Origin of the sequence: Streptomyces sp. NBC_01244, from assembly GCF_035987325.1 — a bacterium.
Classification (GTDB): domain Bacteria; phylum Actinomycetota; class Actinomycetes; order Streptomycetales; family Streptomycetaceae; genus Streptomyces.
In genome coordinates this window covers 5,387,788-5,409,050 of record NZ_CP108488.1, presented here as the reverse complement: position 1 = coordinate 5,409,050, position 21,263 = coordinate 5,387,788, and the positions used below count along the sequence as shown (strand labels likewise).

Here is a 21,263-nt window from a genome sequence, read left to right as displayed (position 1 = left end):
CATCCGGGTCATCGTCACGCTCTGATTATCACGGCCTGATCAGGCGTCATAGTACGTGCGAATCAAGACAGTTGGAGCAGACCACGCAGGAGATCCCGGGTCTTGTCGGGGTCCGGGCAGTCGCTCTGGAGGCGCAGCATCGCCCGCTCGTACTGCCTCACTTCCTCGTCTTTGTCGAGGTAGAGGGCGCTGGTGAGCTGTTCCAGATAGACGACGTCCTGGAGGTCGGACTCGGGGAAGCGCAGCAGGGTGAAGGCGCCGCTCTCGCCGGCGTGACCGCCGAAGGAGAAGGGCATGACCTGGAGGTGCACGTTCGGCCGCTGCGAGATCTCGATGAGGTGCTCCAGCTGACCGCGCATCACGTCCCGGTCGCCGTACGGGCGGCGCAGCGCGGCCTCGTCGAGGACGGCGTGGAAGACGGGGGCGTTCTCGGAGACCAGTACCTTCTGGCGCTCCAGGCGCAGCGCGACCCGGCGGTCGATCTCGGCGCGGCCGGCGCCGGGCATGCCGCGGCTGACCACGGCCTGGGCGTAGGCCTCGGTCTGCAACAGACCGTGCACGAACTGGACTTCGTAGATGCGGATGAGGGAGGCGGCGCCTTCCAGACCCACGTACGTCTGGAACCAGCCCGGCAGGACATCGCCGTAGCTGTGCCACCAGCCGGCCACGTTGGCCTCGCGGACCAGCCCCAGGAGGGACTCCCGCTCCGCGCCGTCCGTGACTCCGTAGAGCGTGAGGAGGTCCTCTACGTCTCTGGCCTTGAAGCTCACCCTTCCCAACTCCAAGCGGCTGATCTTCGATTCGGATGCGCGGATCGAGTAACCGGCCGCCTCACGGGTGATGCCGCGGGATTCTCGGAGTCGCCTGAGCTGGGAGCCCAGGAGGATGCGGCGCACCACAGAACCACTGGCTTCTGCGGTCACGAGTCCTGCCCCTCCCCATGCCGTGGATGGATACGTACGCCGAACGCGTGCGTGGCTGCGTCAGGCTGCGTCGCAGGGGCCCCCGTGCCCCTCAAAGCCCGCAGTCTGCCACCAAAACGCATCCGCCCGTACTCGTTCTGTAACGGATTTGGCCTCGCCGTAAAAGAAGTCCGTAAGTATGCGTAGGAAGAAATGGGCAAGAACCGTCACGGGGTCGGACAGGTCCGGCGCGTGCACGTGCATCTGCCCTTGCATCCGGCTCCGCCATTCGGAACCATGGTCCCGCGCACCTGCGTGCCCCGCAGTTCTTTCGAATCCCGGGAGTGCCTCGCATGGGGACGAATGGATCGACCATGCTCGAGCCGTTACGGCAGGGGCTTCCCCCGGTCGACCCCACGGCTGTCTCCGGGTCCGCGTCCTGCGCCCTGCCCGCCCGCTTCGAAGCGGTGCGCGGTGCACGCACCTTCACGCGTTCCACCCTTGCCCAGTGGGGCCTCGACGACCGGTTCGACGACGTGGCACTGGTCGTCTCCGAACTCGTCACCAACGCGCTGCGCCATGCCCTCCCGGACGACTCCCGGCCGGCCGCGGGCGAGAGCGTGCCGCCGGTGCGCCTGCACCTGATGCGGTGGAGCACCCGGCTCGTGTGCGCGGTGCGGGACCCCAGCGAGGACCGGCCCGGCGGGAGCTTCGCGCCGGAGGCGACGGAGCGCAACTGCGACCTGGAGTCGGGGCGCGGGCTCTTCCTCGTCGACTCCTACAGCGACAGCTGGGGCTGGCATCCGCTCGCGGGGCGGCTGACCGGCAAGGTGGTCTGGGCGCTGTTCACGCTCCAGGACTGAATCACCGCACGACCCCCGCACGGCCACCGCACCATCACCACATGGACGACAAGCGGCCGGGATTGATCATGGCGATCAATCCCGGCCGCTGCACGTGCATGGCTGATCTTCGGCTGCTCTTCCGCCGGTCTTCAGCTGATCAGGTGGTCGAACTCGCCGTCCTTGACACCCAGCAGCAGCGCTTCTATCTCGGCCGGCGTGTACACGAGTGCCGGTCCGTCCGGAAACCGCGAGTTGCGCATGGCAACGTCGCCTCCGGGCAGTTTCGCGAACTCCACACAGGAACCTTGCGAGTTGCTGTGTCTGCTCTTCTGCCAGGTCACCCCGTCAAGCTCTGCAGCTGCCATCCCGTTGTACGCGTGGTCCACAGGAAGCCCCCGATAGTGCAGATGTCAACTGCACCGGATCATAGCTGTGTTCATGAACGCCTGCATGGGCAGATGCACGTGCACGAACGGAGGGCACGGCACCACTAAGGGTGACGACCTTCCCCGGACTCGGGGCGGGACGGGGTCCTGGGTGGGGTCCGGGGTGGGGTCCGCAGGGCGTCGGAGACCTCCTCGAGGGAGTCCAGCAGCTGCCGCGCCGCCCCGCGCAGCACGCCCGGGTCGGGGGTGCCCCCGTCGGCCAGGGCCGCGCGGACCCCCTCCCAGTCGGGCACCCGGCGCTCCCGTACCGCCTTCGCACCCGCCTCCGTCCCCGCGCGCAGCGCCCGGGCCAGCTCGGCCGCGCCCGGGACCGGGGGCCGGGACCGGTCCGGGAAGTGCGCCTCCAGCAGCATCGCGTGGCGGCCCATCGCGGCCAGGGCCCGGCCCGCGTCCTCGGCGGCCGCCCGGGAGATCCCGCGGTGGCGCACCGGCTCGCCCGAGGCCCGGTCCACCGCCTCCTGCCAGGCGACCCGGGCGTCGCGCACCTCCAGCAGGGCGCCCCGTACGTCCTCCCGCCGGGCTCCGGCCGGGTCGGCGTACTGCCCGAGCACGGCTGCCGCGTACCGCCCGTTCGCCGCCACCCAGTCCGCCAGCCGGGTCCGCAGTCGCGGGGTCTCCCAGGCCGGGTAGACGGCGTAGGAGATCATCGCGAGGACCCCGCCGACCAGGGTGAGGGCGACGCGGTCCGGCACGGTCTGGTCCCAGCGCAGGCCGCCCATGCCGAGCAGGAAGACCACGTAGGCGGAGACGAAGACCATCGCGACGGCGTACCCGGTGCGCATGAAGGTGTACATCAGGCCCGCGCTGACGACGGCGAGCAGCCCGGACACGTACATCCCCGGGTGCGCGAGCTGGACCACGGCGGTCGCGAGGGCGACCCCGACCAGGGTGCCGCCGAAGCGGGCGACGGCGCGGGTGTAGGTCTGTGTGAAATCGGGCCGCATGACCATGACGGAGGCCATCGGGGCCCAGTAGGCGTGGCCGAAGGGCAGCACGTGGCCGATGCCGTAGCCCGCGCAGGCCACGGCGGTGACCCGCACGGCGTGCCGCAGGATCGGCGACCCCGGGCGCAGCTCGGCCCGTACGGCGGCCAGCACCATCGGCGCGAGCGCCGGCAGGGTGGGCCGCAGCATCGCCTCCCCGGGATCGGCGGTGCGCCCGGAGCCCGGCTCGGCGGTGTCGAGTACGTCGTCCAGCAGGGCGGCCAGCCTGCGCGCCGCGCGCAGCGCGGGGCCCTGGAGCAGGTCGGCGGTGCCGGGGTCCTTGAGCACCGCGAGGGCCGGCCCGGGCAGCCGTACGGCCTCGCCGCGCCGGATCGCCGACGCGGCGGCGTCCAGCACCGACCCGGCCGCGGCGAGCAGTTCCCGCGCCCGGTCCCGCGCCGGCCCCTCGGCCGGGGCCCCGACGGCCGGGTCGGCCAGCAGGGCCAGCACCGGCCGGATCCGCTCCGCGAGCCCCCGCGCGCCGTGCAGCTCGGCGGGGCGGCGGCGGGCCTGGCGCACCGTCACCGTCGCGGCGTCGCGCGCCCGCATCAGCGGCTGCGGGTCGAAGGAGGCGACCGGGTCCTGGCGCAGACGGCGCGCGTAGTCGGCCTCGGCGGCGAGGGCGTCGGCGAGCGCGTCGCGCTGGGCACCCCACCGCCGGATGGGGAAGAGGACGATCAGCAGGGCCTGCACCACCCCGCCGGCGGCGATCATCGCGGCGTGCCCGGCGGCCTGCGGCACGGAGGTGGGCAGGGTGACCGTGACCAGCATGATCGCGACGTTGCCGGAGGCGATGATCCCGGCGGTGGGACCGGCCGCCCACATCAGGCCCGCGGCGAAGCTCCAGACGGCGAGCAGCAGCACGAAGGCCAGGGTGTGCGAGGACCCGACGAGGTACCCGATGAAGGTGGACACGGCCAGGGTCAGCCCGGCGGCGAGCGCGAGCACGGGCCGGGGCCGCCAGCTCTTCTGGAACGTGGCCACGGCCGCCATGTACGCGCCGAAGGCGGAACTGGCGGCGGAGCCGGGCCCCAGGAAGGCGAGGCCCGCGCCGATGACGATGGCCAGGCCGACGGCGGCGCGCAGCGCGACGAGGGGTTGCAGCCGGGTCCGCTCGACCCGCAGTCCGGACCGGGCGGTGTCCTTCAGCGCCCGGACCCAGCTCATGGCTCCGAGCGTAGCCCTGGCCGGGGCCGAACCCGGGAGCCCGGGCCTGCGCGGCCTGCGCGTCGGGGCCTGCCCCGGGGGCGTGCCGCTGCGCGGGGCGAAGTCCCCGCTGCGACCCTCGCCGCTGCGCGGGGCACAGTCCCCTACCCACCCTTCCACCGTTCCCCGGGCTCTGCCCGGACCCCCTGGGGCTCAAGCGCCGGCGAGGCTGGATTGTGCCGCGCAGCGGCACATCCAGCCCGTCCGGCGTTTGAGGACCGGGGTCTGGGCAGAGCCCGGGGAACGGGCGAAGGGCGGGTAGGGGACGGCCCCGCAGGGCAGCCGGGGCGCGTCGCCCGGGCTTCAGGTGTTCTTCAGGCTTGGCGTGATCTATGGCGCCGCCGGCCGACAGCGCCGATCATCGGCCGGGACGGGCCGATTTCCGGCGCCGTCCCGGCAGGCTGCCGGCACCCACCGGAAGGCGGACGCACGCATGCTCAGGAACGGCCTGGAGCCCTGGCACATCGCCATCGTCGTGCTCGTCTGCCTGATGCTGTTCGGCTCGAAGAGGCTGCCCGAGATGGCCCGCGGGCTGGGCAGGTCCGCCCGCATCCTGAAGGCGGAGGCCCGTGCGCTGCGCGAGGAGGACCCCGCCGCGCCGGCCCCCACCGAGCGCTGATCAGGGCTGCCGGGCTGCCGGCCTCAGCCCCGCAGGGAGGCTCGGCGGGCGTCCGCCATGTGGGCGCGGTCCGCCGCCGCCGTGCCGTCTTCCCAGCCCGCGAGGTCGGTCGCTCCGCGCAGCCGGGTCGTGGTGGTCCGGGGGAACATCTCCTCGGCCCGCGAGGTGACGGCCACGTCCCGGGCGACGAGCGCCGGGAGGTTGTCGGGAGCCTCGGCCACGCTGTCGGCCACCGTGTGCTCCGCCGTCTCCGCCAGACGCTGGCCCAGCCTGCTCGCGTAGGCCAGGAGGAAGGACTGCCGGAAGGTCTTGGTGCGCTTGCGTCCGCCCGCCCGCTGCCCGGCCTCCGCGCGGGTCATCGCGGCGGTGCCCTGCACGAGGAGCGAGGTGTGGAGCAGCTCGACCGCCTCCAGGTCGCTCTCGAAGCCGACGACGGTGGAGAACTCGTAGGCGCTGTTCCACACGGACCGGCACCGGTTCGCGCTCGCCACCGCGTCGAGCAGCACCGCCTTGGCCTCCTCGTACGGGGCCTCGACGCCGATCCGGCAGGCGCCGGGTATCTGCGCCGTGCCGGACTTCACCGCGAGCAGGGCGGCGTCCACGGTGTGCCGGGCCATGAGCTCCTGCGCCTTGGCGCTGAGCGCCTCCGCCTCCTCCGGGAAGGTGGTCGCCTCGGCCTTCGCGAGCAGGGCCCTGATCCGGCCGAGCATGCGGGGCTCGATGTGCGCGTGTTCGAGTACGTCGGCGGGGTCTCCCGGCAGCGGCCCGACCGGCTCGATGGACGGCAGCCGGATCAGCAGCCGGAACACCTCCAGGACGGCCCCGGCCAGGCTGAAGCGGTCGGTGCGCTCCCGCTGGGCCAGCCGCTCTCCGTAGTGGGGGTCGTCCCCCCACCACACCTCGGCCTCGGTCCACCGCTCGGGCAGCCGCGCGTACCGCCGGGCCTCGGCGGCGATCAGGTCCTCGGCGATCCGCAGGTGCGCCTGCTCCAGGTCCCGGCGTACGAGCCGCAGCACGTCGGCGGGCCGCCACCCGCGCTCCCAGGCCTGGCGGACGTACTGCTCCCCGCGCGCGAGCAGCGCCTGCCCGACCGCGCCCCACCGGTCCCCCTCGGCGACGAGCACCGACGCCCCGGCGTCCAGCCCGGCGTCGTCCTGGTTGTACAGCGCGGCCTCGCAGGCCCGGTCGACGATGTCTCTCACCCCTTCAGCTTGGCATGCCCGCCTGCTCCGCCTTCTCCCCGTCCCACGCGGCCCTGGCGGCCTCGATCTGCGGGCGGTGGGCGAGGGACCAGTCGGCGAGGCCCTTCACGAGGTGGGTCAGGCTGTGGCCGAGCGCGGTCAGCTCGTACTCGACCTGCGGCGGCACGGTCGGATGGACGGTCCGCCGGACGAGTCCGTCGCGCTCCAGGCGTCGGACGGTGAGGGTCAGCATCCGCTGGGAGACGCCCTCCAGGGACCGCTGCAGGGCGTTGAAGCGCAGGGCGCCGGCGGCGAGCTGGACGACGACGAGGACCGACCACTTGTCGCCGAGCCGGTCGAGGACGTCGCGGATCCCGCAGTCGTCGTCGCAGCTGACGACGGGGCCGGGGGCGAGACCGGGGCCGGGGCCGGGGCGGGGGCCGGGGCGGGGGTCGGTTACTTCCGTGTGCCCTGCTGACATGAATGTGCCTCCTTATGCGCCGCGCACTGATCGAACACGATAGGCGTGACGCGAAACGCGCAGCTCAGACGCGCACCCCGATGGCTCGGAGGCCCTCTCATGCTCTTGATCACCGGCGCTTCGGGCGGCCTCGGCTCCCTGGTCGCACAGCGGCTGGCGGACCGTCCGGACGTCCGCATCGGCACCCGCCGCCCCACCGGCCCCTCCCAGGTCCGCGTCGACTTCGATGTCCCGTCGACCCTGGACTTCCGCGGCGTGGACACCCTCCTCCTCATCTCGGCGGGCTACGGGGAGGACGACGAGGTGATCGGCCGTCACGAGGCGGTCGTCGCCGCGGCCGAACGGGACGGGGTCCGCCACGTCGTCTACACGAGCCTCACGAAGGACGGCGACCACCTTCCGTACGCACTGGCCCACCGCTGGACCGACCGCCGCCTCGCCGACTCCCCCTCCCTCGCCCGGACCGTCCTGCGCAACGGCCTGTACGCGGAGCTCCTGGCCGCCCTGGCCGCGCCCGGCCCCGACGGGCGGATCACCGCCCCGCTGGGCCGGGGCCGGCTGGCCGCGGTGGCCCGCGAGGACCTGGCGGAGGTGGCGGTACGGGTCGCCCTCGACCCCGCCGCACACGCGGGCCGGACGTACGAGCTCGTGGGTGACCAGCCCCTGTCGGGCGCCGACCTGGCCGCCGCGACGGACTCCGTCTACGCCCCGGCCACCCTCGCCGAGGCCCGCGCGGCCCTCTCCGCCCCTGGACCGGCCCCCTTCCAGCCCCCGATGCTGGTCGGTACCTACTCCGCCATCGCCGCCGGTTTCCTGGCCACCCCGGACCAGGGCACCCTCCGCTCCCTCCTGGGCCGCGCCCCGCGCCCGGCCCTGGAGACCTACACAAGCTCCCTCCCGACCCGGGCATCGCGCATCCAGCCGGACCGGGATGAATCCGGCCCGTCCGGCGTTTGAGGACCGGGGTACGGGCGAAGGGCGGGCAGGGGACTCAGCGCCCGCGCAGCCGCGCACACCTGTGCGAGCGCGCCGCGCGGCGGCCCTGTCAGACCCCGGTGGGACACTCGCACTCATGAGCGAGCACACCCCTCGGTGGGCCCTGGCCGAGGACGGCGACGGCCGCTGGCACGCCGCCCCCCTCGACGGGCCCGCGGGCGGCACCCGTGTCACGGTCACCGACCCCGCCGAGGCGATCCGCGCCGCCCCCGCCGGCACCCGCTGGGTCTGGCGCTCCACGCAGGCCGTCTACCCCCGGCTCCTCGCCGCCGGCGCCCGCGTGGACCGCTGCCACGACATCGAGGACGCCGAGCTGCTCCTGCTCGCCCACGAGGGCCGCCTGGGCGAACCCCGCTCGGCGGCCGCCGCCTGGGCCCGTCTGACGAACGCCCCCGTACCGCCCGATCCCCCGCAGCGCGCGGCGGAGCCCGGCAGCCAGCACTCCCTCTTCGACCCGCAGCCCGCTCCCGTACCGCTCGACGCCCTCGTCGCCGTCCACGCCGACCAGGCGAAACGGCTCGAGGCCACCGCGCACCCCGACCGGATGCGGCTGCTCGTGGCCTCCGAGTCGGCGGCCTTCCTCGTGGCCGCCGAGATGAACCGCGCGGGCCTGCCCTGGCGGGCCGACGTCCACCGGGCCCTGCTCACCGAGCTGCTCGGCGAGCGGTACGCGGGCCGCGGCCAGCCCCGCCGGCTCGCCGAGCTGGCCGACGAGGTCTCGGCCGCGTTCGGGCGGCGCGTACGGCCCGAGCTGGCCGCCGACGTCATCAAGGCCTTCGCGGAGGCCGGGATCAAGCTCAAGTCCACCCGCCGCTGGGAGATCCAGGAGCTGGACCACCCCGCCGTGGAGCCCCTCATCGCCTTCAAGAAGCTGTACCGCATCTACACCGCCCACGGCTGGTCCTGGCTCGCGGACTGGGTCCACGACGGCCGCTTCCGCCCCGAGTTCATCCCCGGCGGCACCCACACCGGCCGCTGGGTCACCAACGGCGGCGGCGCCCTGCAGATCCCCAAGGTCATCCGCCGGGCGGTCGTCGCCGATCCCGGCTGGCGGCTCGTGGTGGCCGACGCCGACCAGATGGAGCCCCGGGTGCTCGCCGCGATCTCCCGCGACCCCGCCTTCATGGAAGTGGCCGGCCGCCCCGAGGACCTCTACACCTCCATCTCCCGCCAGGGCTTCTCCGGCGACCGCGACATGGCGAAGATCGCCGTCCTCGGCGCGGTCTACGGGCAGACGTCCGGGGACGGCCTGAAGAACCTGGCCGCGCTGCGCCGCCGCTTCCCCCGGGCCGTGGCCTACGTGGACGACGCCGCGAAGGCGGGCGAGGAGGGGCGGCTCGTACGCACCTGGCTGGGCCGGACCTGCCCGCCTGCGGCCGATCCGGAGGAGGCCGAGGAGGCCCCCGACGGCTGGGTCCCGAGCTACGCCTCCACCGACGCCCGGGCGCGCGGCCGGTTCACCCGCAACTTCGTCGTGCAGGGCAGCGCCGCGGACTGGGCGCTGCTCCTGCTCGCCGCCCTGCGCCGGTCCCTCGCGGAGGCGGGGATGCGGGCCGAGCTGGTCTTCTTCCAGCACGACGAGGTCATCGTCCACTGCCCCGAGGAGGAGGCGAGGGCCGTGGCCGCGGCGATCCGCGAGGCGGGCGAGCTGGCCGGCCGCATCACCTTCGGCGAGACCCCGGTCCGCTTCCCCTTCACCACCGCCGTCGTGGAGTGCTACGCCGACGCGAAGTAGGCGCAAGCACGCGGCAGGGGCAGCGCCGGCCGGCGGTGCTCCGCCTACTGCCCGTACTCCGCGGCCCACTTCGAGCTCGTCGCGAGCTCCGTCATCCGCGCCAGCGTCAGCACCGGCTCCTTGCGGGTCGCCGCAGACGACTGGCTCTCGGCGTTGAACGCGGACACGATCACCCGGGTCCCGTTCGGCAGCAGCGCCTCGGCGCTCCACCAGACCACGCCGGCCCCGCCCTTCTCCCCCGGCTGCTTGCGGGTCAGGAACTTGGTTCCGTTCGGCAGCGTCTCGGCGGACGTGAACAGATCGGCCCACATCCCCGGGTGCTTGGCGCTGTCCGGCTGGATCTGGAGGCTGACCAGGGACTTGCCCTTGCCCTCGTCGAGCACCAGGTAGCCCAGGTCGGTCCCGTCCTCGTCCCGGCTGACGACCGGGATCCCGTCCTTGCTCAGCATCTCGCTCAGGATGTCCACGGCCTTCGATCCCGGGCGTGCGGGCTCCCTCTGCGGCGACTGGCCGGCGGCCGGCAGGTCGTTCAGGGCGGGGTGCCAGAGCGGGGACGTCACGAGCGCCTTGAGCTGGGCGAGCGTCAGCGGCGGCGTCGGGCGGGATACGGGCGCGCCCTTCTGTTCCTCCGCGTTCCACTCCTGGGCGTCCACGAGGAACCCCTGGGGGGTCACCACCGTGGCGCGCCAGCACTTCGTGTCCTCGCGGCGGTCGGGGTACTCGTACCCCTTGACGAGCAGCAGCCGCGAGCCGTCCTCGAGCTTCTCGGAGGTGCAACTCTCGGTGCCCGAGGTGGCCTTGGAGGGGCACTTCACCATGTCGTCGGCCATCTCGCCCTTCGGGTCCACCCGGCTGAGGCCGAAGCCGATGCGGCCCTTGCCGTCGCCGTCGTCGAAGACCCCGGTCACCATCGGGCCGCCCATCCGGTCGCCCGTGCCCCGCGCCTCGATGGCGCTGAGCCGGCCCTGCGGCAGCAGCTGCTTGAACACCCCGGCCAGCTGATCGGCGGAGACGGCCCCGCTGCCGGCGCGGTCGAAGCCCGGCGGCGGCGTCCGCGGCGCGGGCGGCTCCGGCGCGTCCGCCACGGCCTGTCCCCGGTCGCCCCCGCCGCCCGGGCCGAGCAGCCCGTTCGCGTAGGCCCCGAAGGAGCCGATCAGGGCCAGGGCGAGCACCGAGCCGCCGGCCACGGCGCCCCGGCGACGGGCCAGCATCCGCCGGCCGCGCCGCTCCCCGGCGTCCACGAGGTCGTGTCCTTCGGCCGTGAAGCCGTCGCCCGTACGCCGGAGGGCTTCACCGAGCTCATCTTCAAAGGGCATGCGGAATCAGACCTTCCGTCCAAAGGGATCGTGGGATGAGAGAAGGAGAGGGGCCTGCCCGCACCCGGGCAGGCCGCAGGCTCAGCGCCCCGCGAACTCCGCGAGCGAGCCGCCCAATTGCTCCCGCAGCCGGGTCAGCGCTCGCGAGCTGCGGGTCCGTACCGCCGCCGAGCTGACGTTCATCGCGTCGGCGGTCTCCTCGACGCTGCGGTCCTCCCAGTACCGCAGCACCAGGACCGCCCGGTCCTTCGGCGCCAGCCGCCCCAGCGCCTCCAGCAGCGTCAGCCGCAGCGCGGGATCGCCGCCGGCCGGTGCGCCCGCGTCGGGGAACTCCCCGACCGGGCGCTCCCCCGCCGACCGGCGGCGCTGGTGCGTCAGGAAGGCGCGCACCAGCACGGTTTGCGCGTACGCCGCCGGATTGTCTATCCGGGAGACGCGCCCCCAGAGGAGGTACATCCGCCCGAGGGTCTCCTGTACGAGATCCTCGGCGAGGTGGGTGTCACCGCTCGTCAGCAGACAGGCCGACCGGTACAAGTGCGCCGATCTGCCCGTCGCGAACTCACGGAACCCATCTCTGCGTCCGTACCCCATCCGCTCCCCCTCGCGTCCGTCTCACCCCAATGACGCGACGGGGGCCGGGAATGTTTCAGTCGATCTCAGACTGGTTCGGAAGCGGTCTCGGTACCCGGCTCGGAACCCTGCTCGGAACCCTGCTCGGAGAGGTCGTGGAAGTACATGTGGAACTCCTCCCGGACGAACCCCTCCGCCTCGTACAGCCCCTGCGCGACGAGGTTGTCGTACGCCGTCTCCAGCTGCACGCCCGAGACCCCGGCCTCCCGCGCCCGGCGCAGCACCTCGCGCAGCAGCGCGCGGCCCGCGCCCGTACGGCGGCCGGCGGGGGCCACGTACAGGTCGCCCAGCAGCCACGCGGGCTTCATGGCCAGCGAGGAGAACATCGGGTAGACCTGTGTGAAGCCGACCGTGCCCGCACCCGGGACCTCGGCGAGCAGGATGAAGGAATCCCCGCCCGCCAGCCGCTCCGCCAGGAAGGCGCGCGGCCGCTCCGGGTCCTCGACCTCCACCTCGTAGAACTCCAGGTAGCCGCGGAAGAGCTCGGCGGCGGTGTCCAGATCCGCCTCGCCCGCCTCGCGCAGGACCACCTTGTCTCCCTTGTCGGTGACTCCCGCCCCCAGGACTTCGCCCTGCGTCGTCCGACCGTTCATATAGCTCTCCCTCGTCCACTCCCGCGCGCCGATTCCATTGTGCGCGGAGGGTCCCGATCCAGCGCCGTCGCCCTACGCTACGGCCGGGCCGGCAGGGGACGATCCCCGGCCTCGTCGAGACCGTCAAGGCCTGCGCCGTGAGGCCGAGGTCGCGGGCGCGCGGGGGCGGCGGCGCGTCGGATGGTCAGTGGTCCGCGTCCCCGGTGACGGGCTGGGCGGGCAGCGTGAAGACGTGCTGCGGGGTCACGATCTTGGTGATCGCCTGGCCGAACAGCGTGCTCGGCTCCTCCCCCTCCGCGGAGATGTCGGTGTTGAGCAGCACCACCAGGGTGGCCTTCGACTGCGGGTCGTAGACGGTCAGCGACTGGTAGCCGGGCAGCGAGCCGTTGTGACCGATCCACCCCTGGACGTTGAATATGCCCAGTCCGTAACCGGTGCCCGGGAGGGCCGGTACGACGTCGAGGCGCTCGGCCTGGGTCGCGGGGGTGAGCAGCTCACCGGTGGCCAGCACCTTGGCCCACTGCCGCAGGTCCGTGAGGTCGGAGATCATCGCTCCGGCGGCCCAGCCCCAGGAGGGGTCCCAGTCGGCCGCGTCCTCGGTCTTCCCCGAGGCCGTCTGGTCCGTGTAGCCCTGGGCGTGCGGGGTCGGGAACTCGGCGCCGGTCGGGAAGAGGGTGTTCTTCAGTCCGGCGGGCTCGATGACCTCCTCGGTGATGTAGTCGGCGAGCGTCTGCCCGCTGATCTTCTCCACGACGAGCCCGATCAGGATCAGGTTGGTGTTGCAGTAGTCGAACTTCGCGTTCGGTTCGAAGAGCACCGGGTGCTTGAAGGAGTACCCGAGCAGTTCCTGAGGGGTGAAGGGCCGCTGGGGATCGCTGGTCAGCGCCTTGAAGAAGTCCTCGTCGGCGGAGTAGTTGAACAGCCCGCTGCGCATGCCGGCCAGTTCGCGCAGCGTGATGCGGTCGCCGTTCGGCACGCCGTCGACGTACTTGCCTATGGGGTCGTCCAGCCCGATCTTGCCCTCGTCGACCAGTTTCAGCATCGCGGTCACGGTGAAGGTCTTGGTCTCGCTGCCGATCCGCATGTTGAGGCGGTCGGTCATGGGCGCCCCGGTGGCCTTGTCGGCCACGCCGAAGGCCCGTACGTACGCCCCCTTGCCCGGCGCCGAGAGGGCCACTTGCACCCCGGGCACCTTGGCCTCGTCCATCACCTTGCGGATGGCGTCGTCCAGTTGCCGCGCCACGGCGGGGGTGAGCTGCGGAAAATCGTCGGAGACGGCCGGACCGCTCGCCGCCGGGGGTGTCGGCACGTCCACCGCGTACCCGACACCGGCCCCCACGGGCACCATCAGGAGCCCCACTGCGGCCGCTCCCACAGCCGCCCTGCGCAACCGTGTCGTGCTCACCCGTCCAACGTAGCCCCGGGGCGGTTGCCGGGCGACCGGGGGCGGGGCCGCGGGGCGGGGCGCCCCGGCACCGTGTACGGCTCAGTCGGCGTACGGCTCAGTCGGCCCGATAGGCCCGCAGGAAAGCGGCCACTCCGCCCGCGATGAGCCGGTCGGTCCGCTCCCGGGAGAGGGGCACGACCTCGTGGTGCGAGAGGTGGGAGAGGGAGTGCGAGGTCAGCGCCATGAAGTGGGCGCCCGCCAGCATCGCGTCGCCGCGCACGTCGATCAGCCCGGCGGCCTCGAGGCCCGCCATCGCGTCCGCGAGCGCGCGGGACACCGGTCCGGGGCCGGCGTTCACCCAGGCCTCCAGCACCTCGCGCGGCACGTGGTCGGCTTCGGCGCGGATGTGACGGACGAGTGCGAAGTGGTCGGCGTAGTCGGTCATGAGCCCGACGATCCGGTGGGCGAAGGCGACCAGGTCGCGCTCCAGGTCCTCGGGGCGGGGCGGGCGTTCGGGGTTCAGAGCGGCTTCGATCTGGGCGATCTGGGCGTCGCGCACCTGTCCCGAGGTCGAGGTGACGACGGCGGCGAAGAGCATCGCCTTGCCGCCCGGGAAGTGGTTGTAGAGCGTGCGGGTCGAGATGCCGGCGGCGGCGGCGAGCCCGTCGACCGTGGCCCGGGTGTAGCCCTCACGGCCGAAGACCCCGCGGGACGCGCTCGCGATGGCGAGCTGCTTCTCCAGCTTCCTGGCATTGGTTCCGGTGGGTCCGGCGGGTCCGGCGGGTCCGCTGGTTCCGCTGGTTCCGCTGCTCATGTCGCCTCCACACGCAGGAAGTACAGGAAAAGTACAAGCGAAGTACAAGACCCCGACCGAGAAGTACAGAGGAAGTACAACGACCGTTGCAGTTTTTACAACGCTCGTTGTACTTTACCGGAAAGGCGGCCGCCCCGAACGGCCGCCCCACCGACGAGGGGACCCCGCCATGCCCGCCGCCCACGCTTCCACCCCCGCTCACGCCCCCGACGAGGACGCGCCGCTGCGCGTCGCCGTCATCATCGGCAGCGTCCGCCAAGGCCGTCAGGGCCCCGCCGTCGCCGACTGGTTCCTCGGCGAAGCGAGCGCCCTCGGCGGCCTCGACCTCGACCTCATCGACCTCGCCGACGTCGACCTGCCCCTGGTCATGCCCGGCTGGGGCGGCTCCCCGGACCCGCAGGCGGCCGCCGCCCTCGCTGAGGTCAGCCCGCGGCTGGCCGCCGCAGAGGCCTTCGTCATCGTCACCCCCGAGTACAACCACAGCTACCCGGCCGCCCTGAAGAACCTCATCGACTGGCACCGCGAGGAGTGGCGCGCCAAGCCGGCCGGCTTCGTCTCCTACGGCGGCATCGGTGGCGGCCTGCGCGCCGTCGAGGCGCTCCGGCTGGTCTTCGCCGAGCTGCACGCCGTGACCGTGCGCGACTCCGTCAGCCTGCACGGGCCCTGGTCCGGGATCGGCCGGGACGGCGTACCGCGCGACACCGCCGTCGCCGAGGGCGCGGTCAAGGGCATGGTCGGCCAGCTGGCCTGGTGGGGCCGCACGCTGCGCGACGCCCGCGCGAGCCGCCCGTACCAGGGCTGAGGGCGGCAGGAGGATGCGTACGACGCAGGGACCCGGCGGCCCCGGGGAGCCGGCGACGCCCACGGACCCCTTACCCGCCGCGAACCCCTTACCCGCCGCGGACCCCGTACTCGCCGCCGACGCCGCCGGCTCCCCCGCCTCCGCCTCGCCCGTCTCCGCATCCCCCGCCGCCGCATCCCCCGCCCTGCTCCGGCGCACCCTGGCAGCCGTCGTCGCCGGCTCGATCATGTCGGTGCTCGACATGACGATCGTCAACGTCGCCCTGCACCGCCTCTCCGAGGCCTTCCACGCACCCCTCGCGACGATCCAGTGGACCGCCACCGCCTACACGCTCGCACTCGCCGCCGTCATCCCGGCCTCTGCCTGGGCGACGGGCCGCTTCGGCGCCAAACGCACCTACCTCGGCGCCCTCACCCTGTTCACGCTCGGATCGCTGCTCGCCGCCTGCGCCTGGAGCGCCGGCAGCCTGATCGCCTTCCGCGCGGTACAGGGCCTCGGCGGCGGGCTGCTCGTCCCCGTCGGCATGGCCATGGTGATGCGCACGGCGGACCCGGCCCGGCTCGGGCGGGTGATGGCCCTGCTCGGGCTGCCCATCGTCGTCGGGCCGGTGGCCGGACCGGTGCTGGGCGGCTGGCTGGTCGACTCGGCGTCCTGGCAGTGGATCTTCCTGGTCAACCTGCCCATCGGTGCGGTCGCGCTGTTCCTCGCCGCGAAACTGCTGCACGCGGACGCCCCGAGCGCCCCGGCCTCCCCGCCCCGGCTGGACGTACCCGGCCTGCTCATGCTCTCCCCGGGCCTCGCCCTGCTCCTCTACGGCCTGGCCCGCGGCGGGGAAGGCGGCACCTTCACCGCGCCCGACGCCCTGCTCCCCACCCTGGCCGGCGCCGCGCTCGTCACCGCCTTCACCCGCCGGGCCATGACAGTCCGCGAGCCCCTCCTCGACCTGAGGCTCCTGCGCGACCGCACCTTCCGGGCGGGCATCGCCACGCTCGCCCTCTTCACCTGCGGCTACTTCGGATCCATGCTGCTCGCACCGATGTACTGGCAGGAGGGCCGCGGCATGAGCGCGACGGCGGCCGGGCTGCTGGGCGCGCCGACCGGGCTCACCATCGGGCTGGTCATGCAGGTCGCCTCCCGCCGCGTCGACAAGGTCTCCCCGCGCCGCCTGATCCGGACCGGGATCTCGCTGGCCGCACTGGGCATGACCCTGATCGCCCTCCAGGCCGGCTCGCCGGACGTGGCGCCCTGGCGGTTCGTCAGCGCTTCGCTCGTCATGGGCCTCGGCGCCGGCATGGTCATGATGCCCACGATGACCACCACGAGCCGGGACCTCCCCCGGCCCCACCTGAGCGCGGCGACCACCTTCATCAGCATCAACTCACAGATCGGCGGCTCGGTCGGCACCGCCCTCCTGTCCGTCACCCTGAGCGGCGCGGGCACGACCCCGGCGGGCTTCCGCACCACGTACGCGATCGCGGCGGTCCTCGTCACCCTCGCCCTGATCCCCGCTTCGTTCCTCCCCACACGCCATACCTGACCCTCAGGCCAGCCCTGACCCTCAGGCCACCCCTGACCCTCAGGCCAGCGACTCCGTGGTGCCGTCCGGGTGGATCAGGATGCTGATCGCGCCGCCGTAGCGGTCGTCGCTGATCGTCGCGGGGGCCGGCCCGCCGATCTGCTGGGCACGCTGCTGGAGGATCGCGATGACGACCTCCTGGATGTCGACGAACGGCGGGGCCGTCACGGGGACGCCGTCGATCAGGGCCGCGTTCTGGGAGAAGACGCGGACTTCGGCGGCCGGCTGGCTGGGATGCACGGTGCGGTCCCCTTCAGGAACTGGCGGCGAGGACGCCGGTGGGCAGGGCGGAGGACACGGCGTAGGTGCCGCGGGACATGCGGAGCAGACGACCGGACTTGGCCATGGCGCACAGCACGTTGCTGACCGACTTCGCCGGATCCTGGTACGCGCCCGGGGGCAGCGCCAGCAGGACGTCCCGGCCGGTGAAGGGACCCGGGAAGGAGGTCACCACCTCCTCGACGGCCCGCCGCAGACTCGGCGTGGTCCACGCGGCGGGCGGGTGCGCCTTTCCGGAAGCGGCGGCCGGTACGGACCGCAGGTGCGTCTCGTGCTGCGCGGTGTCGTGGGCGGCGGAGTGGCTCCGGTTCCGCGGCGCGAGGGCGGCGTACTCCTCGATGTGGGAGCCGAGTTCGCACAGCGCCGCGTGCAGGTCCGCCAATTCCCGCCCGTGCGGGGCGCTGATGCCCGGGACGTCGAAGGACGGGGTGGTGTCGTCCGGGGCGGCTATCAGCACCGCCGTGAGCGCCTCCATCCGCCGAATCGATTCTGCAAGCAGGTGCAGTAGCGGTTCGAAGACGTCCTGGCGCAGCGCGGAGAGCGGGTCCGTGGTCGCGAGCTCGACGCTCACCGAGCCGGTGAGTCCGCTGACCGCCGGGCGCTGCGTGGCCTCGTCCCCGGACGCCGCGCGCCACGCCTCCATGGACCGGCGCGTTCGCCGGAAGCCCTCGAGGAGCTCGGGCGCGAGACCGGAGGAGGGCGTGCGGACCAGGAGCGCGGCGATGTGCCCGGTGGCTTCCAGGGTCGGCAGCGTGGAGTGCACCAGCGGACCCAGAAGTGCCTTCTGTATGCCCTGGACCGGATCATCGAGCGAGAAGGTGATCCGTTCGCCTGCCGGGGCCGCCATCGATGCCTCGCGTGTGTTGAGGTGCTGCTGAACGACGTGCGGCTGTCCACTTGCCGCGACGCGGTGTGCCTTGTCACTTCGGGGGCCGTCCCCCGAGCCCTTGCCCGTGACCGCGCCTGCCCTCGAAAGGGCGGGCCGGCTCGCTCGGTGCTCCTGGAGCGCGTCGAACGCGTCGAGTACGACATCGACTTCCACGAGTCGGTCCCCAGGGTACGGCCGGGAATCGAGCCGCCCCTGCGCATCACCGATTCCGATCTGGCGGCGGATCCACCTCCGGTCCTGCCGGGTCGTCGCCGCCGCGTAGCCGCCGGGATCCGACTGGGCGACGGAGTCACGCAGGCATTCCGCCCAGAGGGGGCAGGAGGAGCAGAGCTGGCGCGCCGCGTGGGCGAGGGCCTGGCGCCTGCGCGCCTGGACCGGGACCCCGCTCACGCCCTCGGGCGGGTTCCTGAGCAGGGGCTGACCGAAGATGTCCGGCCGCCGCTGGCAGGGCAGAGGCGCGACCGAAGCGGACCTCTGCGTGGGTATTGCCGGCATTTTCGCTGCTGTCGTGACCATATGCGATCTCCCCCGAGGCGACCATGACGCAAGGGGACACTAGAACACGTGAGTTGGCAACGGCAAAGTTGTCTCATCCGGCAGTTTGTGCACGCACCGCCCCTGAGGGCGACGGTCCATCAATCAACTAACCGTCCGTGTCCCCAGTCGATGCGGTGCGTCGCGACCCGAAGCCCTTCACCCGTGCGAACCAGCCACGGACCGACGCGATTCCGCCCCCACGCGCCATCAGCACCAGGACCAGGCCGAGGAACCCGAGCGGAACGGAGACCGCCGGAAAGACCGTTCCCACCCCGGACGTCACGAGGAGAACCAGGTCGGCGGCAACGACGGTGACCCCGCGGCGACCGGGGTGGTCCTTGGCCATCCAGGCCCCGAGCAGCGCCATCCCGGCGAGCGCCCAGTACCCGAACACGGCCTGCCCGCTCAGCAGTCCGCTCGCCTGGCCCCGCGCGATGTCGCCCACGGCCGCGAAGTAGCCGGTGACCGCCGCGGTGATGACCGTCGAGACGAGCGCCAGCAGCAACTGCCCGCGGCGGCGCAGCAGCCACCCGGTCGCGACCAGGGCGAGCACCGCGCACACCGTGAGGAAGGAGGACATGCCGGCCGAGGCGAGCACGAAGAGGGTGTAACCGGCGGCCAGCCCGAGGACGACGCGCGGGAGCAGGCGCACGGCCCAGTCGTCGCTCTTCTCCTGGCCCAGGAAACGACGGAGGGAGCCACGGGCGGCGCTGCCGGCTCGCGAGGGACGAGAGGTCATGCCATGCCGTCCATTCCTGTGGTGAGGGGGCGGGGTGCGAGATCGGGAACGACCCCGGGGCCCGTACCGGCGCCGGTCCCGGTCCCGGCGGCCGGACCGCGGGATGCGGGCCGGGCGGCGGTGGGCGTGGACTTGAACCCCACCTGCCAGAGCGGAGTACGGACGCTCTTGGGCGGGGCCTGACCCACCGGCGCCGCGACGACCGGGGCCTCCTGCGCCGGCGTGGCTGCGGTCAGCACCTTGTCGATCTTCGCCTTGCGGGCCTCGGGGGCGTCGGCCCCGAACGCCTTCGGGTCGATGTACCGAGGGAGGGTCGGGTCGTTGAACTGCGCGGCAGCGCGTACCGCGTCGGTACCGGCCTCGGCGCGGGTCTCCGCCGGCCAGTCCCGAGGTGCCTCGTAGGCGAAGTGGATGTTGTCCAGCCCGACCTTCTCATTGGCGCAGAGGGTGCGCAGTTCCTCCTGGTGGAGGATCGACAGCGTGTGGGCGGTCTGCCCGAAGACGACGGCCCGCCCCTCGGCGACCTCGGCGTAGGACGTGGAGATCTGGCCCCAGCACTCTCTGGCGTACCCCGGCTTGAAGCCCTTCTGCGCACCACCGAGCGCCCCGATGACTGCGTCTTCCCAGAGGAACATGTCGTCGAGTTCACGACCGCCCTCGGTGGTCTCCAGCGTCTGCGCGACTCCGGGATTGGCCTTGTTCCGCTGGGCCGCCCACTCCTCCGCGATGAAGCGCTGGTCCAGGAAGTGAACGCCCTTGTTGTTCGGCGGCGCCTCCGGGTGCTCGATGCCGAACGACCAGAAGGCACTGATCGGGTGCGTGCCCTCGGGCGCGACCAGCTTCTCCTTGTCCTTGACCAGGCTGTCGATGTAAGCCTTCGGCTTCATCTGCTTCGCCTGGGCGGCGGCTTTGATGCGCTCCACCACGGACTCCGGGTCACGCCTCGCCTCCAGGGTCGCCTGGTACCGGGCGTTCGCCCGGCGCAGGGCTCCCTGTTCGATGTACTTCGGTATCGGTTCCGGGCTCACCGTCGTCCGGCCTTCAGGGGACGGGGATAGACCCGGAGGGCCATGTTGACGGCCCCGTCGTCGGACCCGTCGGCGGTACCCATGGCAGGAGTAATGGTCAGGCTGGCGAGGGCTCCGCCCGGAGCCGCAAGCTCCCAGTACGCGATCCGATAGGGACGCTTCTCCCGGAACCGGGTCTCCGGCTTCGGGACGACATAGTCATCGAGCTCATCAGGGAAGGAACCGGAATCCCAGGCGCCTTCCCAGGCCGGCTCGCCCAGTACCGAGGACACGGCGCCGCGGTAGGCCGGCCACGCCCGATCGGCCTCGGCAAGCACCTGCGGGTTGCCTTCCGGGCTGTCCGCCGAGGCGCCCCACACCCAGTGGGAAAGGTTCTGCACGGGCGCCCAGCTCCCGCCCTGCGCGTGAAGCGTCAGCTCGCCACCCGTGTCCGTCACCACGTTGAGCACGTACTCGAACTGGGTCGGCGTCCACCCGAACTGCGCGCACCACATGTCCAGGCCCTGCCCGGCGAGGGGCGGGCCGTTCCACACGGTCTCCCAGTGCACGCCGGACAGCCCGCGCAGCTCGGTGACCAGCTCCTGCGGGGTCCGGTTCACCGGCGGTTCGAAGGTCGTGCCCATGTCCCTGTCTCTTTCTCGCGTCTCGTACGTCACAGCAGCCAGCCGGGGCCGGCCACCGCTTCGGGGTCGGCCGGCCCATGGCAACTGAGAGAGATCGTCCCACTGCCCGCACCCCGGCCCGACCGGCAGTCCAGGTCGAGCACGAACACCGGTGCCAGCGGGTTGGCATAACTCCACTGGGCGAGCCGGTACGGGGCCTGGTGCTCCAGCCGGTCCACGGCGTCGCCCCAGCGGCCGGGAGCGGGCGGCGGCGGGAAGTCGGGGCTGTCCCAGGCGCCCTGCCAGCCGGGGGGACCCAACAGGGTGGTCATCCGGGCGAGGTGGGCCTCGTAACGCTCGAGAGCGACCGCCACGAGCCCGGTGTCCCCGGACTCCGCGTCCTCCCGGGCCTTCCAGACCGTGTACGAGGCGCGCGTCACGGGCCGCCCGGGGGCGGCCGAGGCGGCCAGGTGCAGGCGACCGCCCCGCCGCGTACGGACCCAGAGCCCCGACTCGGCCCAGAGCGGCTGCCACCCGAAGGCCGCACACCACTCCCGGCGCTCGGCCTCGCCCGCCGGGATCCCGTCCCATACGGTGCGCCAGTCCACCCGCAGGAGCGCGCCCAGTTCGGCGGCGAGCTCCCGCGGCGGGTGGTCGGTGATCAGGCTTGCCACGGC

22 protein-coding genes are annotated in these 21,263 nt (G+C 72.9%); 6 read left to right on the top strand and 16 right to left on the bottom strand.

Annotated features, from left to right (window positions below):
- Window positions 1–62 precede the first annotated feature (62 nt).
- On the bottom strand, window positions 63–923 hold the full coding sequence (locus tag OG247_RS24415) for a helix-turn-helix domain-containing protein (protein WP_442813385.1): 861 nt from the start codon (window positions 921–923) through the stop codon (window positions 63–65).
- A 353-nt stretch (window positions 924–1,276) separates the two neighbouring features.
- Between OG247_RS24415 and OG247_RS24410 the strand changes: the two genes are divergently transcribed.
- Entirely contained in the window at window positions 1,277–1,765 is a 489-nt protein-coding gene (locus OG247_RS24410; protein ID WP_442813384.1) for an ATP-binding protein, read from the top strand.
- Between the two features lie 131 nt (window positions 1,766–1,896).
- Here OG247_RS24410 and OG247_RS24405 read toward each other — a convergent pair whose 3' ends face one another.
- Both OG247_RS24405 and OG247_RS24400 read right to left on the bottom strand, forming a co-directional pair.
- Window positions 1,897–2,133 (bottom strand): DUF397 domain-containing protein, encoded by a 237-nt coding sequence (locus OG247_RS24405; protein WP_112450436.1) that lies wholly within the window; start codon window positions 2,131–2,133, stop codon window positions 1,897–1,899.
- A 104-nt stretch (window positions 2,134–2,237) separates the two neighbouring features.
- On the bottom strand, window positions 2,238–4,343 hold the full coding sequence (locus OG247_RS24400) for an FUSC family protein (protein ID WP_327254263.1): 2,106 nt from the start codon (window positions 4,341–4,343) through the stop codon (window positions 2,238–2,240).
- Window positions 4,344–4,815: 472 nt separating this feature from the next.
- On the opposite strand from OG247_RS24400, the gene tatA reads away from it, so the two are divergent.
- Window positions 4,816–5,001, top strand: a complete 186-nt coding sequence (tatA, locus tag OG247_RS24395; protein ID WP_327254262.1) for a Sec-independent protein translocase subunit TatA — start codon at window positions 4,816–4,818, stop codon at window positions 4,999–5,001.
- 23 nt (window positions 5,002–5,024) lie between these two features.
- Here the strand turns inward: tatA and OG247_RS24390 are convergent, their stop codons facing one another.
- Together OG247_RS24390 and OG247_RS24385 are read right to left on the bottom strand one after the other, a co-directional pair.
- Window positions 5,025–6,203, bottom strand: a complete 1,179-nt coding sequence (locus tag OG247_RS24390; RefSeq protein ID WP_327254261.1) for a DUF2786 domain-containing protein — start codon at window positions 6,201–6,203, stop codon at window positions 5,025–5,027.
- Window positions 6,204–6,207: 4 nt separating this feature from the next.
- Entirely contained in the window at window positions 6,208–6,663 is a 456-nt protein-coding gene (locus OG247_RS24385; RefSeq protein ID WP_327254260.1) for a winged helix-turn-helix transcriptional regulator, read from the bottom strand.
- A 99-nt stretch (window positions 6,664–6,762) separates the two neighbouring features.
- On the opposite strand from OG247_RS24385, the gene OG247_RS24380 reads away from it, so the two are divergent.
- Together OG247_RS24380 and OG247_RS24375 are read left to right on the top strand one after the other, a co-directional pair.
- Window positions 6,763–7,620, top strand: coding sequence for an NAD(P)H-binding protein (locus OG247_RS24380; protein ID WP_327254259.1), 858 nt, complete (start codon window positions 6,763–6,765; stop codon window positions 7,618–7,620).
- A gap of 115 nt (window positions 7,621–7,735) precedes the next feature.
- Entirely contained in the window at window positions 7,736–9,394 is a 1,659-nt protein-coding gene (locus tag OG247_RS24375; protein WP_327254258.1) for a bifunctional 3'-5' exonuclease/DNA polymerase, read from the top strand.
- Between the two features lie 44 nt (window positions 9,395–9,438).
- Here the strand turns inward: OG247_RS24375 and OG247_RS24370 are convergent, their stop codons facing one another.
- The 5 genes from OG247_RS24370 to OG247_RS24350 form a co-directional block, all read right to left on the bottom strand.
- The gene (locus OG247_RS24370; protein ID WP_327254257.1) at window positions 9,439–10,710 is read right to left on the bottom strand and encodes a hypothetical protein; all 1,272 of its coding nucleotides are present in this window, start codon (window positions 10,708–10,710) and stop codon (window positions 9,439–9,441) included.
- Window positions 10,711–10,791: 81 nt separating this feature from the next.
- Complete coding sequence (locus tag OG247_RS24365) at window positions 10,792–11,301, bottom strand: SigE family RNA polymerase sigma factor (protein WP_327254256.1); 510 nt, start codon at window positions 11,299–11,301, stop codon at window positions 10,792–10,794.
- Window positions 11,302–11,366: 65 nt separating this feature from the next.
- On the bottom strand, window positions 11,367–11,933 hold the full coding sequence (locus OG247_RS24360; RefSeq protein ID WP_327254255.1) for a GNAT family N-acetyltransferase: 567 nt from the start codon (window positions 11,931–11,933) through the stop codon (window positions 11,367–11,369).
- Between the two features lie 184 nt (window positions 11,934–12,117).
- The gene (locus OG247_RS24355) at window positions 12,118–13,281 is read right to left on the bottom strand and encodes a serine hydrolase domain-containing protein (protein ID WP_327257598.1); all 1,164 of its coding nucleotides are present in this window, start codon (window positions 13,279–13,281) and stop codon (window positions 12,118–12,120) included.
- A 154-nt stretch (window positions 13,282–13,435) separates the two neighbouring features.
- Window positions 13,436–14,134, bottom strand: a complete 699-nt coding sequence (locus OG247_RS24350; protein WP_327254254.1) for a TetR/AcrR family transcriptional regulator — start codon at window positions 14,132–14,134, stop codon at window positions 13,436–13,438.
- A 169-nt stretch (window positions 14,135–14,303) separates the two neighbouring features.
- Between OG247_RS24350 and OG247_RS24345 the strand changes: the two genes are divergently transcribed.
- Together OG247_RS24345 and OG247_RS24340 are read left to right on the top strand one after the other, a co-directional pair.
- Complete coding sequence (locus OG247_RS24345) at window positions 14,304–14,936, top strand: NADPH-dependent FMN reductase (RefSeq protein WP_327254253.1); 633 nt, start codon at window positions 14,304–14,306, stop codon at window positions 14,934–14,936.
- Window positions 14,937–14,949: 13 nt separating this feature from the next.
- Window positions 14,950–16,473 carry a DHA2 family efflux MFS transporter permease subunit gene (locus OG247_RS24340; RefSeq protein ID WP_327254252.1) on the top strand — a complete coding sequence of 508 codons (1,524 nt, stop codon included), beginning with the start codon at window positions 14,950–14,952 and terminating at the stop codon, window positions 16,471–16,473.
- A gap of 39 nt (window positions 16,474–16,512) precedes the next feature.
- On the opposite strand, the gene OG247_RS24335 is transcribed toward OG247_RS24340, so the two are convergent.
- The 6 genes from OG247_RS24335 to OG247_RS24310 form a co-directional block, all read right to left on the bottom strand.
- Window positions 16,513–16,752 (bottom strand): hypothetical protein, encoded by a 240-nt coding sequence (locus OG247_RS24335; protein WP_327254251.1) that lies wholly within the window; start codon window positions 16,750–16,752, stop codon window positions 16,513–16,515.
- Window positions 16,753–16,765: 13 nt separating this feature from the next.
- Entirely contained in the window at window positions 16,766–18,070 is a 1,305-nt protein-coding gene (locus OG247_RS24330) for a WhiB family transcriptional regulator (RefSeq protein ID WP_327254250.1), read from the bottom strand.
- Window positions 18,071–18,323: 253 nt separating this feature from the next.
- Window positions 18,324–18,956: a hypothetical protein gene (locus tag OG247_RS24325; protein WP_327254249.1), complete on the bottom strand. Its 633-nt coding sequence runs from the start codon at window positions 18,954–18,956 to the stop codon at window positions 18,324–18,326.
- Window positions 18,953–19,984 (bottom strand): hypothetical protein, encoded by a 1,032-nt coding sequence (locus tag OG247_RS24320; protein ID WP_327254248.1) that lies wholly within the window; start codon window positions 19,982–19,984, stop codon window positions 18,953–18,955. The genes OG247_RS24325 and OG247_RS24320 overlap by 4 nt, the downstream gene beginning before the upstream one ends.
- Window positions 19,981–20,607, bottom strand: coding sequence for a hypothetical protein (locus OG247_RS24315; RefSeq protein WP_327254247.1), 627 nt, complete (start codon window positions 20,605–20,607; stop codon window positions 19,981–19,983). The genes OG247_RS24320 and OG247_RS24315 overlap by 4 nt, the downstream gene beginning before the upstream one ends.
- Before the next feature lie 29 nt (window positions 20,608–20,636).
- On the bottom strand, window positions 20,637–21,260 hold the full coding sequence (locus OG247_RS24310; RefSeq protein WP_327254246.1) for a hypothetical protein: 624 nt from the start codon (window positions 21,258–21,260) through the stop codon (window positions 20,637–20,639).
- Between the last annotated feature and the right edge of the window lie 3 nt (window positions 21,261–21,263).